Annotated in this window: 14 protein-coding genes and 1 pseudogene; 3 read left to right on the forward strand and 12 right to left on the reverse strand. The window is 67.3% G+C overall.

From position 1 onward, the window contains the following. Positions 1 to 175: 175 nt before the first annotated feature. The 11 genes from GRX66_RS09565 to GRX66_RS09615 all read right to left on the reverse strand — a co-directional run bounded on the left by GRX66_RS09565 (position 176) and on the right by GRX66_RS09615 (position 12,012). The gene (locus GRX66_RS09565) at positions 176 to 907 is read right to left on the reverse strand and encodes a GNAT family N-acetyltransferase (protein ID WP_159526357.1); all 732 of its coding nucleotides are present in this window, start codon (positions 905 to 907) and stop codon (positions 176 to 178) included. Between the two features lie 115 nt (positions 908 to 1,022). Beyond that, complete coding sequence (locus tag GRX66_RS09570) at positions 1,023 to 1,427, reverse strand: hypothetical protein (protein WP_159526358.1); 405 nt, start codon at positions 1,425 to 1,427, stop codon at positions 1,023 to 1,025. Between the two features lie 27 nt (positions 1,428 to 1,454). Then, positions 1,455 to 3,128, reverse strand: coding sequence for an FAD-dependent monooxygenase (locus GRX66_RS09575; RefSeq protein ID WP_159526359.1), 1,674 nt, complete (start codon positions 3,126 to 3,128; stop codon positions 1,455 to 1,457). Continuing rightward, positions 3,121 to 4,782: an electron transfer flavoprotein subunit alpha/FixB family protein gene (locus GRX66_RS09580; protein ID WP_159526360.1), complete on the reverse strand. Its 1,662-nt coding sequence runs from the start codon at positions 4,780 to 4,782 to the stop codon at positions 3,121 to 3,123. Before GRX66_RS09580 ends, GRX66_RS09575 begins: the two co-directional genes overlap by 8 nt. A 2-nt stretch (positions 4,783 to 4,784) precedes the next feature. After that, the gene (locus tag GRX66_RS09585; protein ID WP_159526361.1) at positions 4,785 to 5,633 is read right to left on the reverse strand and encodes an electron transfer flavoprotein subunit beta/FixA family protein; all 849 of its coding nucleotides are present in this window, start codon (positions 5,631 to 5,633) and stop codon (positions 4,785 to 4,787) included. A gap of 4 nt (positions 5,634 to 5,637) precedes the next feature. Next, positions 5,638 to 5,967, reverse strand: a complete 330-nt coding sequence (locus GRX66_RS09590; RefSeq protein ID WP_159526362.1) for a 4Fe-4S dicluster domain-containing protein — start codon at positions 5,965 to 5,967, stop codon at positions 5,638 to 5,640. A 130-nt stretch (positions 5,968 to 6,097) separates the two neighbouring features. Further along, a complete protein-coding gene (locus GRX66_RS09595) occupies positions 6,098 to 6,688 on the reverse strand; it encodes a 50S ribosomal protein L15e (protein ID WP_159526363.1) in 591 nt (196 codons plus the stop codon). Between the two features lie 208 nt (positions 6,689 to 6,896). Beyond that, positions 6,897 to 7,886, reverse strand: coding sequence for a restriction endonuclease (locus GRX66_RS09600; protein WP_159526364.1), 990 nt, complete (start codon positions 7,884 to 7,886; stop codon positions 6,897 to 6,899). An 80-nt stretch (positions 7,887 to 7,966) separates the two neighbouring features. Beyond that, a complete protein-coding gene (locus GRX66_RS09605) occupies positions 7,967 to 9,697 on the reverse strand; it encodes a DUF7282 domain-containing protein (RefSeq protein WP_159526365.1) in 1,731 nt (576 codons plus the stop codon). A gap of 269 nt (positions 9,698 to 9,966) precedes the next feature. Next, positions 9,967 to 10,869: a serine/threonine-protein kinase RIO2 gene (locus tag GRX66_RS09610; protein ID WP_159526366.1), complete on the reverse strand. Its 903-nt coding sequence runs from the start codon at positions 10,867 to 10,869 to the stop codon at positions 9,967 to 9,969. A 363-nt stretch (positions 10,870 to 11,232) separates the two neighbouring features. Next, positions 11,233 to 12,012 (reverse strand): helix-turn-helix transcriptional regulator, encoded by a 780-nt coding sequence (locus GRX66_RS09615; protein WP_159526367.1) that lies wholly within the window; start codon positions 12,010 to 12,012, stop codon positions 11,233 to 11,235. An 84-nt stretch (positions 12,013 to 12,096) separates the two neighbouring features. On the opposite strand from GRX66_RS09615, the gene GRX66_RS09620 reads away from it, so the two are divergent. Continuing rightward, positions 12,097 to 12,909 (forward strand): lipoate--protein ligase family protein, encoded by an 813-nt coding sequence (locus GRX66_RS09620; protein WP_159526368.1) that lies wholly within the window; start codon positions 12,097 to 12,099, stop codon positions 12,907 to 12,909. Positions 12,910 to 12,916: 7 nt separating this feature from the next. Here GRX66_RS09620 and GRX66_RS09625 read toward each other — a convergent pair whose 3' ends face one another. Next, complete coding sequence (locus GRX66_RS09625) at positions 12,917 to 13,450, reverse strand: redoxin domain-containing protein (RefSeq protein ID WP_159526369.1); 534 nt, start codon at positions 13,448 to 13,450, stop codon at positions 12,917 to 12,919. Between the two features lie 79 nt (positions 13,451 to 13,529). On the opposite strand from GRX66_RS09625, the gene GRX66_RS09630 reads away from it, so the two are divergent. Together GRX66_RS09630 and GRX66_RS09635 are read left to right on the forward strand one after the other, a co-directional pair. Beyond that, positions 13,530 to 14,369: a deoxyribonuclease IV gene (locus GRX66_RS09630; RefSeq protein ID WP_159526370.1), complete on the forward strand. Its 840-nt coding sequence runs from the start codon at positions 13,530 to 13,532 to the stop codon at positions 14,367 to 14,369. 322 nt (positions 14,370 to 14,691) lie between these two features. Next, positions 14,692 to 15,333 (forward strand): annotated as a pseudogene (locus GRX66_RS09635) (class I SAM-dependent methyltransferase); the annotation flags it as partial.

Raw genomic sequence — 15,333 nt, forward strand, 5'->3', positions numbered from 1 at the left:
GTCTGCGCCGTCGAGTGGCGCGGCGACGACGCCGTCCCGCTGGCTGAGGCTGCGGGCGTGCGCCACACAGACCTCCCGGTCGTCGCTACGCGGGTCGTGGATGCGCACGGCTGCGGGGCGTTCGCAGTCGGCTTCCGCACACGCGTCGGTCATCTGGACGAGGCGGCGGTCCGGTTCAGAGCCGGACGTCCATCATCACTTCGTCGACGTACTGGTCGCCGAGCTTGTAGTGGTCCTCGCGGGTCGCCTCGACCGCCCAGCCGTGGTTCTCGAGGAACGCGATGGCGTCGTCGTTGCTCGCGGGGATGCTGTTGTAGATCTTCTCGTAGCCCCGGCTGCCGGCCCACTCGAGGCCGCGCTCGAGGAGGTGGCTGCCGATGCCGTGGCCGCGGTAGTTGTCGATGACGCCGACGGTGAGCTCCGCGGTGTGCTGGAGTTTGTCCAGTTCCGATCCGGCGACGTGTACCCACCCGACGACGTCGCTGCCGACGGTGGCGACGAAGAACATGCGCTCCTCGAGTTCGTTGTGCCGGAGCAGGACCTCCTCGTGGTCGATGACGTCGGCGACGGACTCCGCCTCGATGTAGCGTCCCTCCTCGGCGACCTGGCGGATGGCGCCGATGAGGCCCGTGAGGTCGGACTGGTGGGCCGGCCGCACGACGAACTCGACCTCGCCGTCCCGGTACTCCTCGGCGGTGCCGTCGTCGAAGACGACCTCGATGGCGTCGCCGTCGACCTCGAGGTAGCCGTCGCGGCGCAGGATTGCGACGTGGTGGCGGATGCCCCGCGGATCGACGCGCAGGTTCGTCTCCAGGTCGGCGAACGTACACTCGCCGTGGCGTTCGACGTAGTCGTAGATTCGCTCCCTGTCGTCGTGCCCGAACTCGAGTTCTCGCTGTACGTTCATGGTTGATGATTGCATACCTGCGCACATAATACTTTGTCAACGGTTAGCACCCAACTGGTGGCCGGCGACCGCCGCGCCGTCGCGGACTCAGCTCGCCGGGTGAGCTCCCGCGTCGTCACTCCTTGCCGCTCGGCTGCGGGTCTCGGACGCCTCGTTCCGGGATGTGCGTCAGCACGCGCGCGGTGTCCGCGACGTTGCGCGTGTCCAGCAGCACCTCGGCGGCCTCCCGGATTGAGAACGCCGCGTCCAGTTCTTTGCCGTAGCACTGCGCGTACAGCGACAGCCAGTTGTTCATCGACTGCTCGAGCAGCGACAGTTCGACGTCCGTGAACGGCACTCGTTGGCCGCCGGTCCGCCCCTCCACGTAGATGGAGATGGCCGGTCCGACACCCTCTCGGAGGTACTCCAGCGCCTGCTGTTCGTCCGGCGGCTCCTCCGGGCGCTCGAAGTGCTCGCAGTCGCGGCGTGCGCGGTCAGCGAGCGGCTTGATCCGCTCCCAGTACCGCGACCGTTCGGTCATGCGAGCCTCACGAGAGGGTGTGCCGGGTCATCCTTGTTCGTACTCCACGCCTTTCCCGCCGCGGGGGTGCTCCCAGTCGGTGTCAGCGACCACGGCGCACGTCCCGCACTCGACGCACGGCTGGGTGTCGAGGCTGACGACGCGCTCCTCGGTGCCGTCGCGCTCGACGGTCTCCGAGCGATAGCAGCCGCCGCCGAAGTCCTCCGCGCTCACCGGGCACGCCGTGACGGCCGTGCCGCTGGCGTCGTAGGACTCGTCGAGCACCTCGATGTGGGGGTTGCCCACGTCGGTGTTGTACGTCAGGTCGCCGATGCGGTCCGCGAGGTCCGGCGGCTCCACCTGGGAGGGACCGCCCTCGATGGGCTCGCCGAGTTCCTCCCCGAGCACCTGCGGAATCGTCACGTACGACGTCTTCGTGTCGGGAATCATGCCGAGCAGGAACTGGGAGTTGAACAGCGACTCCACGGTTCCGCCGAGCAGGCTGACGCCCGCTCGTCCGACGAACGAGTCCACGAGGGCGTCGGTGAAACCGGAGACGGCGTCGCTCTCTGTCACCGCGCGGGACGCCCGGTACCGGGCCGGCCGCAGGTCGTCCATCACGCCCTCAGACCGGAGTTTCTGTTCGTAGAGGTCGCCGGCCGAACTGGTGCCCCGCGTCCGGGAGTCGACGAACGCCTCCGCGGCGAGCGCCCCCGCCGACACCGCGTGGTTCATCCCCTTGATGATGGGGCCCTGGGCCTGCATCTGGCCCGCGGCGTCACCCACGAGCAGGAGGCGGCCCTGGTGGGGCGAGGGGTGTGCGACCTTCTTCGAGTCCGGAACGAGTTTCGCGGAGTACTCCAGTTCCTCGTAGTCGTCGCCCAACCACTGCGCGAGCAGCGGATGCGTCAGCAGGCCGTCCAGGAGTTGCTGGGGTTCCGCGCGCTCGTCGGCGATGGAGTCGAGGTGGAACACCGTCCCGATGGACAGCGTGTCGTCGTTCGTGTAGAGGAATCCGCCGCCGCGCACGCCGTCGAAGAGGTCGCCCGCGAACAGGTGTGAGGCGCCCTCGCCGTCGTCGACGTCGAAGCGCTCCTCGATGGCGCCCTCCGGCATGTCCACGACGGCTTTCACGCCCTGGAAGTAGTCGTCGGGTTCGTCCCAGTTCATCATGCCGGCGTCCCGCGCGAGTTCGGAGTTCACGCCGTCCGCCGCGATCACGACGTCCGCGCGAATCGGGTCGAGTTCGTCGCAAGTCACGCCCACGATCTCGCCGTTCTCGCGGAGCAGACCGTTCGCGCGTACCTCCGTCAGGAGGCCGCCGCCCGTCTCGCGGGCGAGTTCGTGGACCTGGTCGGCGAGCCAGCTGTCCATCTTCCGCCGGAGCACCGAGTCACAGTACTCGACGCCCGCTTCGTGGACGTCCTCCAGGTCGATGGTGTGGACCTGGTCGCCCGCGACGTTGTGCATGTACGACTCCGTCACGGGGCGCTCCGTGGCTTCCTCGCGGAAGTCCGGGAACAGGTCGTCGAGGGTGTAGGGTGCGGACTCCTCCGCGAACAGGAGACCGCCGGAGACGTTCTTCGACCCGGCGTCGACGCCGCGCTCCAGGACGAGTGTCTCTACACCTTGCTGTGCCAGTACCGCGGCCGCCGCCGCCCCGCCAGGGCCGGCGCCGACCACGACCGCTTCGTAGTGCTCGTAGTCGTCTGTCTCAGTCATCAGATGCACCGCCAGTTGCTGCGAGTTCTTCGACGTCCAGTTCGCCCGACTCCACCGCTTCGGTCAACGCCGGGAGCACATCGAAGAGGTCGCCCTCGATGAAGTAGTCGGAGAACTCCCGGATGTCGGCGTCCGTGTCCGTGTTGACGGTGACGATGGTGTCGGAGTCGTCCATGCCGACCTTGTGCTGGATGGCCCCGCTGATGCCGGCCGCGACGTAGAGGTCGGGTTCGACGATCTGCCCGGTCTCGCCGATCTGGCGCTCCTCGCTTGCGTACTGCTCGACGTGCCCGTCGAAGTCGTACGAGGACGTGACGATGCCCCGCGTGATGCCGAGGTCGGCGTCCTCGAACGCGTCAGCCAGGTCGACGCCGAGTTCCATCCCCAGCGTGGGGTCGTCGCCGATGCCGCGGCCGAGCGCCACGATGACGTCCCGGCCGGTGAGGTCGACGCCGCTGTCCAGGTCGTCGTAGTCCGTGATCTGGACCCGGAACCAGTCCTCCTCGAGGTCGAAGTCGTACTCGTAGACCTCGCCCTCGCGCTCGTCGTCCGGCTCCGGGACCTCGAAGCTCCCGGGAATCACGGACGCGCCCTGCGGGTGGAACTCCCGCGCGGGGTTGTCGAGGCAGAGGATGGTGGAGTACTCGAAGCCGGAGAAGTCCGGGCGCTTCATGTGCAACACGGCCTGGAACTCGCGCTTCTGGCCCTCGCCGTGGGTCTTCGCCGGATTCGAGATGACCGTGTCCTCGATGTACAGCCCCGAGCAGTCGCTGGCGAGGCCGCTGTCGAGTTCGCCCTGCACGAGCGCGGAGAGGTCGCGGCCGTTGTTCGTCGCCGGGAACAGCGTGTACCGCGGTTCGTCGTACTCGCGCCACGACGAGTCCCCCGCCTCGGGGTCCTCGTCGAGTTCGCCGCCCGCGCGCGCCATCGCCGCGAACAGCTCGGTGTACGGCTTGTGGCGGAACCGCCGGAGGCGTTCGTGTTCCTGGGAGACGACGACGTCCGCGCCGCACGCGATGACCTCGTCGGCGAGGTCGCTGACGCCGTCCCCGATGAGGACGCCGACGACGCGCTCGTCGCCGCCGTACGCCTCGTTGTAGCCGTCCATCAGGCTGCGGGCCTTCCCGAGCATCTCCCGGGAGACGTCCAGCAGTTCGCCGTCGTCGGTCTCGCAGTACACCCACATGTCCTCGTAGACGCCGTCCTCGAGGTCCTCGACGTACTGCTTGTCCTCGGTGGGGTGGTTGAGTTCGGGGTACTTCTCCTCGGGCGGGACGCGTTCGATCTCGCCGTCCGTCTCGTCGCTGCCCTGGATGGAGTCGATGCGCTTGTTGACGAGGCGCTTCACGCTGTCGCGGTCCTCGCCGGCCTCCTCCGCCTCGATGATCTCCTCGAGGCGCTCGACGCTGTCGATCGCCTGCAGTTCGTTCGCGAGGTCCGCCGGACTCAGCTCCGTCGGGTCGAGGTCCTCGCCGTCGTCCTCGTCCTCGCGGAACTTCTCGATGCGGGACTCGATGAGTTTCTTCGCGCCGACGCGGTCCTTGCCCGCCTTCTCGGCCTCGAGGATGTCCTCGAGTTCGTCGAGGTCCTCGACGGACTGGATCTCGGGGCCGAGTTCTGAGATGTCGTAGTCGTTCGGGTCGAGTGCCGGCATCGCTAGTCACCCCCCGCGTACTGCGTCAGTTCCTCGACGACGTCGCCCATGGCGTCCTCGTCGCTCGGGTCCACCATCGTCGCGTCGCGTTCGGCTGGCGCGCGCGGAATCGGGTCGACGCCTTCGACGATGGTCGGCGACCCGTCCAGGCCGATGAAGTCCGGGTCGAGGTTGAGGTCCTCGTGGTCCCAGACTGTCAGGTGGTCCTCGTGGTTCTGTGCGCGCGCTCTGGTCTCCTCGCGAAGGTCTTTGTGCTTCAGGCGGTGGGCGGCCTTCCGGTAGGACGGGTCGAACTCGGGGTCCGCGACGACGAACGCCGGCAGCGGCGCTTCCACCGTCTCGATCTCGTCGACGTCGCCCTCTACGAGGCGCTTCGCGCGCAGGACGCCCTCGTCGGCGTCCACGTCGAGCGCGACGACGTGCGTGACCAGCGGCCAGTCCAGGCACCACGCGGTCTGCGGGCCGGTGTGGCCGGTTTCGCCGTCGGCGGTCTTGAACCCCGCGAACACCAGGTCGGGTTCGAGGCGCTTCAGGCCAGTCGCGACGGTGATGGCAGTCGCCCACGTGTCCGCCGCCGCCATCTCGCGGTCCGAGAGCAAGTAGAGGTCGTCGGCGTACACTGACTCCATCGCCTCCCGGAGGACGTCGCCGTATCCGGGCGGCCCCATGCTCATCACGCTCGTGGTGCCGCCGTTGCGGATCTTCGTCTGGAGGGCGGCCCGCAGTGCCGGTTCGTCGTTCGGGTTCATGACGGTGGGCGTGTCCCCGCGCTCGAGGTGCCCGTCCTCGTCGAAGGACACCTGCCCCTCGCGGAAGTCCGGCACGCCCTTGGTTAGCGTTACGCAGTGCATGGTCTCAGGTCCGCCCCGCGCGGCCGGCGTCGACGTCGATGGCGTCGACGGGGCAGACGTCGACGCAGAGCATGCAGTCGATGCACTGACTCTCGTTTGCGGGGTCGGCTTTGAGTTCGGATTCGGGGTGGTCGGGGGTGTCGACCCACTCGAAGACGTCGACGGGGCAGTCCTCGACGCAGGCGCCGTCGGCGATGCAGATGTCGAAGTCGACGGCGACGTGGGTGCCGTGGATGCCGAGTTTCTCCGGTTCGTCGACCGGCCCCCAGACGTCGTGGCCCTCGTGGGTGTCCACTTGCTCGCGGTTCTCCTCGAAGTTCGGGTCTATGGCCATTGATACACCTTACCAGCCAGTCTACATACACTTAAATCTATCAGGAACGTTCATCCGTGACTCGCAAGACGGCGGCGCGACGGCTACGCAGCCGCGAAAAATGGAGAAACGCCAGTCAGGTGTGACCGGACTACGACTTCTGGCGCTTGCCAGCGTTCGTGCTGGGGCGCTGCTTCTCGGTGCCCTTACCGCGGTTCTGGAGGCCGCGAGCGCGGCGCCCCGCGCTCGTCAGGCCGCGGAACACGCGGTTCTTGTGGGCGTCGTCACAGATCCAGTTGAGGTCGTCGTCGTTCTCGATTGCGCCGTGCTCGGGGTCGAGGAGAATCACTTCGAACCACTTCTGCGACCCGTCCTCGCCCACCCAGTAGGAGTTCAGCACGCGGAGGTTGATGAACTTCCGCGACGCGCGCTCCTCCGCGATGCGCTGGAGGTTCTTCGCGCGGCCGATGCGGTTGACGCCTTGGCGCTTCGTCCGGCGGCCCGCCTTGAACCGCGACTTCCGGGCGGTGCCCTTCCGGACGCTGACGCGCGCCACGACGACGCCCTGCTTGGCCTTGTAGCCGAGCTCGCGCGCCTTGTCCAGGCGCGTCGGCCGGTCGATTCGCTCGATAGCGCCCTCGTTGCGCCAGTCCTGCTTGCGCTGCCACTGGAGCTCGGCGAGTTTCCCGTCGTCGGGGTCCCGCCAGGCTTCCTTGATGTGGGAGTAGAAGCTTCGTGTCATGTGTTGTCCGCGGGCGCTTGCGTGGTTCAATCCCGCCGCGCGGCGCGTGCCGCTCGGCCGTTCGGGGACGCGTCAGGTCCCCCGGATCACATCCCGTCCCGACTCGCGTCAGGAGCCCACTGGAGCCCGCTCGCCAGCGAGTTACCGGGGATTCGTCGTGGCGGGGGTTAAGAACTTCGAATCGCCGCGACAGTCCCGCGGACCGCGGTCACTGGTCCACGGCGAACTCGAGGTCCGCCCGTTCGAACCGCAGTCCCGCGCCGCTGGCGCGCTCCACGAGCGTCGCGGCGTCGAAGTCCGCCGGCACCGCGAACACCACGAGGATGCGTCCGGACTCGCCGGGCCCGGCAGTTACCGCCGACTGCTTCGCTCGGAACTCCTGGCTCCGGTTCTCGAACTCCTGGTGGCCGTAGTTCGTGCCGTTTACCGACAGCGCGAAGTCCTGGTTCCGCACGACGATTTGCGAGTCGCCCCCGGTAACGTTCAGTTGAACGAGCACGAACGAGTGCCCGGGCGGCGGCTGATAGGTGTTGTTCGCTGTCCGGAGCCGGTCCTGCACGCGCACGTCCCACTCCGCTGTTGCGGTCGTGTTCTCCGTGGCGGCCAGCGAGAACGCGGTGACCGCCGGTCCCGCGTTCCCACCCCCGCCGGCGCCGACGAACGGCACGAAGCTCAGTACGGTTCCGCCCGCAAACACCGCCGCGAAGACGACGACGGCTGCCACCACGAGCGGCACGACGGGAATCCCACTCGGAATGCCGCTCGGCACCGGCAGCGGGAGGCTGGGCAGCGACGCCAACAGCGACCCGCTATCGCCGTTCTCGGCGTGTTCGGCCACGAGGTGTTCGGCGTTCTCCTCGCGGACAGACGACGCCAGCTCGTTCGGGTCCAGCAGGTGGACGTCGCCCGCGTCCGCGGCGCTCCGAGCGCCCGTCGTGAACCGGCCGCGGGTCGCCATCACGCGCACGTCCACGCCCTTCCGGTCGCAGAACGCCGCGAAGTCCTCGACCTCCGACGCGCCGATCTCGGTGTCTCCGCCGGGGCGGACCCCGATGAGCCCGCGCGTCCCGTCGTCCTTGTCGCCGCCCACGAGGTACGTGCCGTCCTCGTTCGCCTGTACGGACGTCGACCACCCTTTCTCCGCCCAGAACGCGGCCAGGAACTCGGGGAAGCTCGACTCCGGCATCTCCTCGAACATCACGCCCACCTCCTGGCCGGCCGCGTGTGCTGTCGCGTCATGCGGTACGGAAGTACTGTCCTAACCACCACGGTGCCACCTCATAAACGGTCGGGTCCCCGGCGAATCGCCAGCAGCGCCGCAGCGAACAGCGCCACGAGCGTGGTCACCGGCGACAGCGGCACGAAGCCGCCCGAGGACCCGGCGTCGTTGCTCGCCGCAGGCGCGATCGGGTCCGCCTCGGCCACCTGAATCGTCGTCTTCGTGGCTGTCGCCGTCGCCGTCGAGTTGTTGGTCGTCGTCTGGTTCGTCGTCGTTGTCGTTGCTGTCGTCGTCTTGTTCTCCGCGGCGGTCGCCGGCTGAATCACTGCCGTGTCGCGGACCGGCGTGTTCCACGACCCGTAGACGGGGTCGGACTCGTTGAGCTCGCCGTCACCGTCGGCGTCCACGATAGCAGTCGCAGTGACGTTCGTCGGTTCCGCTAGCGTGGTGTTCAGCGGGACGGTGAGGCTCCGGTTCGTGACGGGCTGGAGCGCGTCCGTCACGCCGACCGTGGCGTTGTTCGCTGTCAACTGCACGAACCCGCCGTTGGAGAGCGTGACGTTCTCGAGCGTGACGGAGTCGTCGTGTACGGTCTGTGACGGGAACAGCAGCGAGCCGTTGGCCGCACGCAACCGCACCACGCGCTTGGTTTCGTCGTAGCCGCGGACCTGTAGCGGGAACGTACTCGGCCGGTCGGCGTTCGAGAAGTCGAGGGTCGTCTCGAACGTCCCGTCGGCAGAGACCGTGGTGTCGTCCTGCCAGAGTTTCGCGGCCGGCGGTTCCTGGAGCGCGCGGACGTTCAGCACCGTCCCCGGGAGCAGGTTCGTCTCACCGGTGACCCGAATCGTGTCGCCGTCCCACGGATCGAGGGTGTGCCCCGGCTCCGCGTCGATACTGACCGACGGCTCGACGAGCGTCACGCGTTCGGTGAGCAGTGTCTGGTCCGTTTCGAAGAGCGGATTCTGTTCCTCGTCCACGGTCAGGTCGAACTCGTACGTGTGATTCGACCCACTACCGAGGTCGATGCCCTCGGTGTCGAAGAACACGCCGAGCGTTCCACTGCCGTCGCCGAACTGTGTGTTCACGGTGATCCTGTCGTCGGAGTAGGTCTTCGCGTCCGTGTTCGGTTCGGGATCGAGTTCCTCGACGGATATCTCGAAGCCCTCCCCCGCCAGGTCCGATAGCGATGCGTCGCCGTTGAACGGCGCTCCGATGTTGCTCCCGTTCTCGTCGACGACGAACACCGCGTAGTCACCGGACACGACGTGGTGGTTTGCGCGCCCGATCTCGTCGTGTGTCTGGACGGCGCTCAGCGGATTCCCGCTGTCCTCCTCGAAGTAATCGCCGGGGAGCACGCCGGTCTCGCTGGTCAGGTCGCCGTTCGGACGGATGGTGAGTTTCCCGTACGCTTCGGTCGTGCCGTCGATGGTCACTTCCAGCGTGTACGTGCCCGGCTTGAGCGCTTCGTTGAGCGGCGGCCCGATCAACGTCGCACTCCCGCCGGAGATGAACTCGTTCGCGTTGCCGGTCGACGCGTAGGTATCGAGCTTGACGGTGTGCGAGCCGCTCCCCCCGAGTTCGACGACTGCTTCGAAGCCCCCACCCGAGATGGTGAGGTTCGCGGGTGCCGAGTGCCCGACGGACATCGAGACAGTGTCTCCTCGTATCACCGTGTAGTCCCCGACCGAGGCCGACGCCTGTGCGCTCGCGGCTGCTGGGGCGACGCCTGCGAGCGCACCGGCCAGCACGACGAGCGCTGCGAGGAGGGGGACGAGACGGGTGTGTACCATGGCCGTGTAGAGTTCGGCCGTCCCTACCGCGCGGTCGTATAAATACAGTGGGGTGTTGGGTCAGATGTCGAACAAGTAGCGGACGGTTCTTCGCCCAACCGAACTGTCCCCGTCTCAGCGGTGACTTCAGCGGCCGAGGGATTCGAGTTTCGTTCCTCGCCCGCTCGAGGTGGACACCACCGCACCGACGCTATTCTATATCGCAATAATTGGTTTATTTTCGGTGAGCGCCACCTTCCAGGGGTGGCAGCCAACGCTCAGACACGCGGTCAGAACTCGGTGACCGACGAGAACTCGCCGTCAGCGACGGCGTCAGCGACCGCTGCGACGTCGACGTCCGGGATGTCGCTGGGGTACTTCTGCTGGAAGTAGCTCACGATGTTGTCGACGTCGCGGGCCAGCAGCTCCGGGGCGTTCTCGTGGTCGCTCGGGGTGGCCTGCGGCCAGTCGAACAGCGTGACGCCGTCCTCGTCGACGAAGACGTTGTACTCGCTGACGTCCGCGTGCACGTACCCCTTCTCGTAGGCGGTCGCGATCTCCCGGAGGATCAGGTCCAGGACGCCGCTGGCCTGCTCGGGTTCCAGTTCCGCGCGCGAGAGCTCCGCGCCGTCGATGCGCTCCATCACGAGCGCGTGCCGGTTCTGGTCGACGGGCCGGGGCACGTTCACGTCCGGGTACAGCGTCTCCAGGGCGTCGAACTCCCGTTCGGCGGCTTTGCGGGCCGTGTACTGCCAGGACGTGTGTTCCTTGTCGCTGGTGTAATCCCGGCCGCGGTGGACTTCCCGGAACTGCGTGTACCCCTCGCGGTGGAACTTCAGCGCCATCGGGCGGAACGACTGCACCTCGTAGACGTCGCTCTCCTTGCCCACACCGAGCGGGGCGCCGAATCCCTCGACGGTGTCACGTTCGGCGAACGTGTGCAACGCCAGTGCGTCGTACCCCGCGAACGTCAACTGGACGCCCTCGTACTGGATTGTCTTCCGCTCGAGGAACTCGAGGTCGAGCATGCGGTCGAGCCGGTAGTCGACCTCCTCGGCCGTGAGTCGCGAGAACTCGGGGAGTTTCTCCCGGCTCACCCACTCGGAGAACCGCATCCCGTGCTCGACGCCCGAGAGCAAGTGGAAGTCCTCGGGGTCGAGGTCCGCCATATCGGCGGCGACGTTGCGAACCATTCTGTCGTCTGTAGGTCGCTGCGGCCTAAAAGCCCCGCGGAGCGACGGGTCGACGACGGTTCCGGCGACCGGGGTCGCCGTCAGCGCTGCCTGTGGGAACGTCTGCGGTAAACTGTCTGCCTGGGATTCTGTCGTGCACGTTGCGTCGATTTCGCCCATAGAACTGGCCGAACAGGCGCTCTACCTGTGTTTCGCGGCATTTTACGGGCATTCACTTGCCAACTGGCGATAAACCACATACTACGATATAGAAAACTAGGTACGGCGCCCCGCTGTGCTTTACCTCGAACACGGATTCACCGGCGACTCAGCCGCTACGCTCACAAATTTCGGTGAAAACTGTATGGAATATTGATGCGGGGGTCAGTCCTGGGGGAGTTCCGCCCGCCAGTCGACGACGTCGGACTCCACGAGGAACGTCGCGTACACGCCCTCCGCCCAGTCGTACGCGGCCGGCGAGTCCGTATCGAGGTACATCGCCAGCAGGCCGGTCTCGTCGTCGTAGATGCCGACGCCGACGCGGTCGTCGCAGAGAGTCAGTCCGAACTGTAAGTTCTCGTGCGTGCGGAGCGTCAGGTTCCCGCTCTCGAAGGCAGTTCGCGCGCGCTCCGGATTGTTCCGGATCAGCTCCGCCACCACGCCCGGTCGGAACACGGCGTCGGTCTCCATCCCGTCCACGATTGCCTGGTGGAGGTCGTCGAGGTGGAGCGGATTGATTGACGCCGGGTCGACCCCCCGGAGCGTGTCGGTGCCGGCGACCAGCGACATGAATCGGTTCACCGGGCGGTACGGGTCTCGGGGCGTCGCTTCGGTAGTGGTGGCGTCGGCGAACGCGTCGACGGGGAACGTGAACCGAGTTTCGTGGAACGTCGTCAGCGCCGGTTCGAGTCGCTGCGCGGTGGCGAACGTTTGTTCGAACGCCCGGAGTTCGTCAGCGACGACGTCACCGAGGGCCGTGAGTTCGAGGTGGCCGTCGGGCCGTTCGACGAGATTCTTCGCCTCCAGTTGCCGAGCGACGCGGTGGACCGTCGACCGGGAGAGGTCCAGGCGGTCCGTGAGGTCACTGGGGGTCAGAGCGTTCTCCTGGAGGGTTGTGAGCACCGGTCGCCGCCGGACGACTTCGAGGAGAACGTCGTTTCCCATACGCGAACACATTTGGAATCTGACCAATTAAAACTAGGCCGCCCGATGGAGCGGTTTTTTGCCGTGGCCCGCGAACCGTCCCCTATGACGCTGGCCGACCACGAGTGGCGGCTGATACCCGAGGAATCACGGGACGGCGCGATGCAGATGGCGCTCGAGGAGATCGCCGCTCAGACGGCAGCGGACGGCGGCCCGCGCACGGTGCGCGCCTACCAGTGGTCGCCGTCCACGCTCTCGATGGGATACCGGCAGGAGGCCGAGTCCGTCGACTGGGCCTACTGCGACAGAGAGGGGGTCGACGTGACGCGCCGGCAGACGGGCGGCGGGGGCATCTACCACGACGAGTACGCGGACATCTCCTACAGCATCGTCGCGCCGGCCGACGAACTCCCCGGCGACCTCATGGACTGCTACGAAGTGCTCTGCGAGCCGATTCTCGAGGCGTTCCACGAGATGGGCGTCGACGCCGCGTTCGTCCCCGAGAAACACCCCGCGCTCCACGAGCCAGCGTGTTACCTGCGCGCGCTCCACCCCGCCCACGACATCACGGCCGACGGCCGGAAGATCAGCGGGAACGCCCAGTACCGCACCCGGGACGCGGTCATCCAGCACGGGTCGCTGTCGTACGCGCTCGCGCCGGCCGCCCACCTCGGCGTGTTCGCCGACCCGGGCGTCAGCGAGGCCGTATTCCGGGAGCGGGTGACCAGCATCCGGGAGCAGTCCGGCATCGAGCGCGACGAGGCAGTGGCCGCGCTATCGGACGCACTCGCGGACTGGTGTGACGCGTACGTCGGCGAGTGGCGCGAGGACGAACTCGAGGCTGCGCGCGAACTCGCGGAACAGAAGTACGCCACAGCGGAGTGGACGCGACGGCGCACCGACCCGACAGAGGCGTAGCCCGCGCTCAGTTGAAGCCGAACGTCTCCGGCTCCTCCCCGGACAGCTCCTCCACCGCTTCCCGGATCTCCGCCAGCGGCGGCTGGTCTCGCGTCGGGTCCAGGGGGTGGTCGCCGATCCAGCGGTACCGGACGACGCCGTCGGCGTCCACGAGGAACACGGAGCGTTTCGACCGCGGGAACACCTTGAAGGTGCGGTACGTGACGCCGAACGCGTCCGAGACCTCGAGGTCCCGGTCGGAGAACAGCGGGAAGTCGAGGTCGAGGTAGCTGCTGAACCGGCGGTGGGTGCCCTCGCGGGATTTGCTGGACCCGACGACCCGCACTTCGTCGCTGGACGTGAACCACGCGTAGTCCCGGAACGAACACCACTCGGTCACGCAGTCCGGACTGAAGTCGTTCGTGTAGAACACGACCAGTACGGGCGTGTCCTCGTACAGCTCCGACAACGCCGTCTCCTCGACGCCGCCGTCCGGGTACACGAGCGGCGCTGTCGTCGCCGGCACCTCTTCACCTACCCTGAGCGCGTCCTCGGAACCCATACGGTCAGGACGGACCCCAGCGGGGATAGATGTTCCGACGCTTCGAAGCCCCTATGTCGCGTGCGCCGAACGGGAGTGTATGCGAGTAGGTGCACACGTCTCGATTGCGGGCGGCGTCGACAACGCCGTCGAGAACGAACTGGACGTCGGCGGGAACTGCGGGCAGATTTTCACGCACTCGCCGCAGGTCTGGCAGGACCCCAACATCGGCGAGGAGGAGGCCGCCGCGTTCCGCGACGGGACCGCGGAACACCTCGACGGCCCCTGGGTGATTCACTCGTCGTACCTCGTGAACCTCTGCACGCCGAAAGACGACCTCCGCGAGAAGTCCGTGGACAGCATGCAGAAGGAGGTCGACGCCGCGGACCAACTCGACCTCTCGTACGTGAACGTCCACCTGGGCGCTCACACTGGGGCGGGCGTCCAGCAGGGCCTCGACAACGCCGTGAGCGCGCTCGACGAACTGGACATCCCGGACGGCGTCACCGTGCTCGTCGAGAGCGACGCCGGTTCCGGCACGAAGCTCGGCGGCGAGTTCGAGCACCTCGCGTACGTCGTCGAGGAGTCCGCGCACGACCTGGACGTCTGCCTCGACACGGCCCACATGTTCGCTGCGGGCTACGACCTGTCGTCGGCGGACGCCGTCCACGACACACTCACCGAGTTCGACGACGTCGTCGGCGTGGAACACCTCAAGTGCGTTCACCTCAACGACTCCAAGCACGAGTGCGGCACGAACAAGGACGAACACGCCCACATCGGCGAGGGCCTGATCGGCGAGGAGGGTATGGACGCGTTCGTCAACCACGACCTGATCGTGGACAACGACGTCCCGCTCGTCGTGGAGACGCCACACGAGGACGGACGCGGGTTCGAGTGGAATATCGACAAAGTGCGGGAACTGCGCGCCGGAACGTAGTGAGGGCACGTCGACGGGAACGTGAACGGAGCGAGCCGCGAACTGCGCGGCGCGTTCCCGGTTCTGGATTGTGACCGCCCCGATCTTCGCGGCCCGAACTGTACGGGCTGCTGGCGGGGAACTCCGCGCCGTCGGTCGGTCAAACGGATTTTTCACCTTTGAGTGGCTCTAAGTGAGATGGTGCTGTACGTCGAGGTACGTCCGCTCCAGCCTCGTTCCCGAGCTGTCACGACCTGACACTTAGAGCGCTGGGGTGGGCGTGGCCTGCCCCTCCCCGAACCCGGACCCGTCCGCTTTTCCCCGCACCGTTTGTAGTGGTCGTGTGCGACGCTTCAGTGCCGAGTACCTTGATGAGACCCGCCGCGGGATGTGGGACGAGCGGGACGCTCTCTCGGGCCTGGACCTCGCCGCACGCGACCGGATTCTCGACGTCGGGTGCGGCACGGGCGAACTGACGCGCGTGTTCCGCGAGGAGTCCGACGCAGACGTGTTCGCGCTGGACGCCGACCCGGAACTGCTCGCTGGCGTGACCGCCGACGAGCGCGTGCTCGGTGACGCGACGCGGCTGCCGTTCGGCGATGACGTCTGCGACCTGGTCGCGTGCCAGGCGTTGCTCATCAACCTCCCGGACCCGGCGGCGCCGTCCGGGAGTTCGCGCGCGTGTCGTCGGATCTGGTTGCCGCCGTCGAACCGAACAACGCCGCCGTCACTGTCCAGTCCACCGTGGACCGCGAGCCCGCGCTCGCCACGAGGGCGCGGGAGGCCTACATGGCGGGCGTGGGGACAGACGTCTCGCTGGGGGCGGACGCCACGGACAGCTTCGAGGACGCCGGCCTCGTGGACGTCACTACGACCCAGTACGAGCACGTGCAGGCTGTCTCGCCGCCGTACGGCGAAGGCGATCTGGCGGCTGCTGCACGGAAGGCGACGGGGGAGCGCCTCGCCGAGCAGCGACCGACGCTCG

It is taken from the genome of Halobacterium bonnevillei, assembly GCF_009831555.1.
Lineage (GTDB): Archaea > Halobacteriota > Halobacteria > Halobacteriales > Halobacteriaceae > Halobacterium > Halobacterium bonnevillei.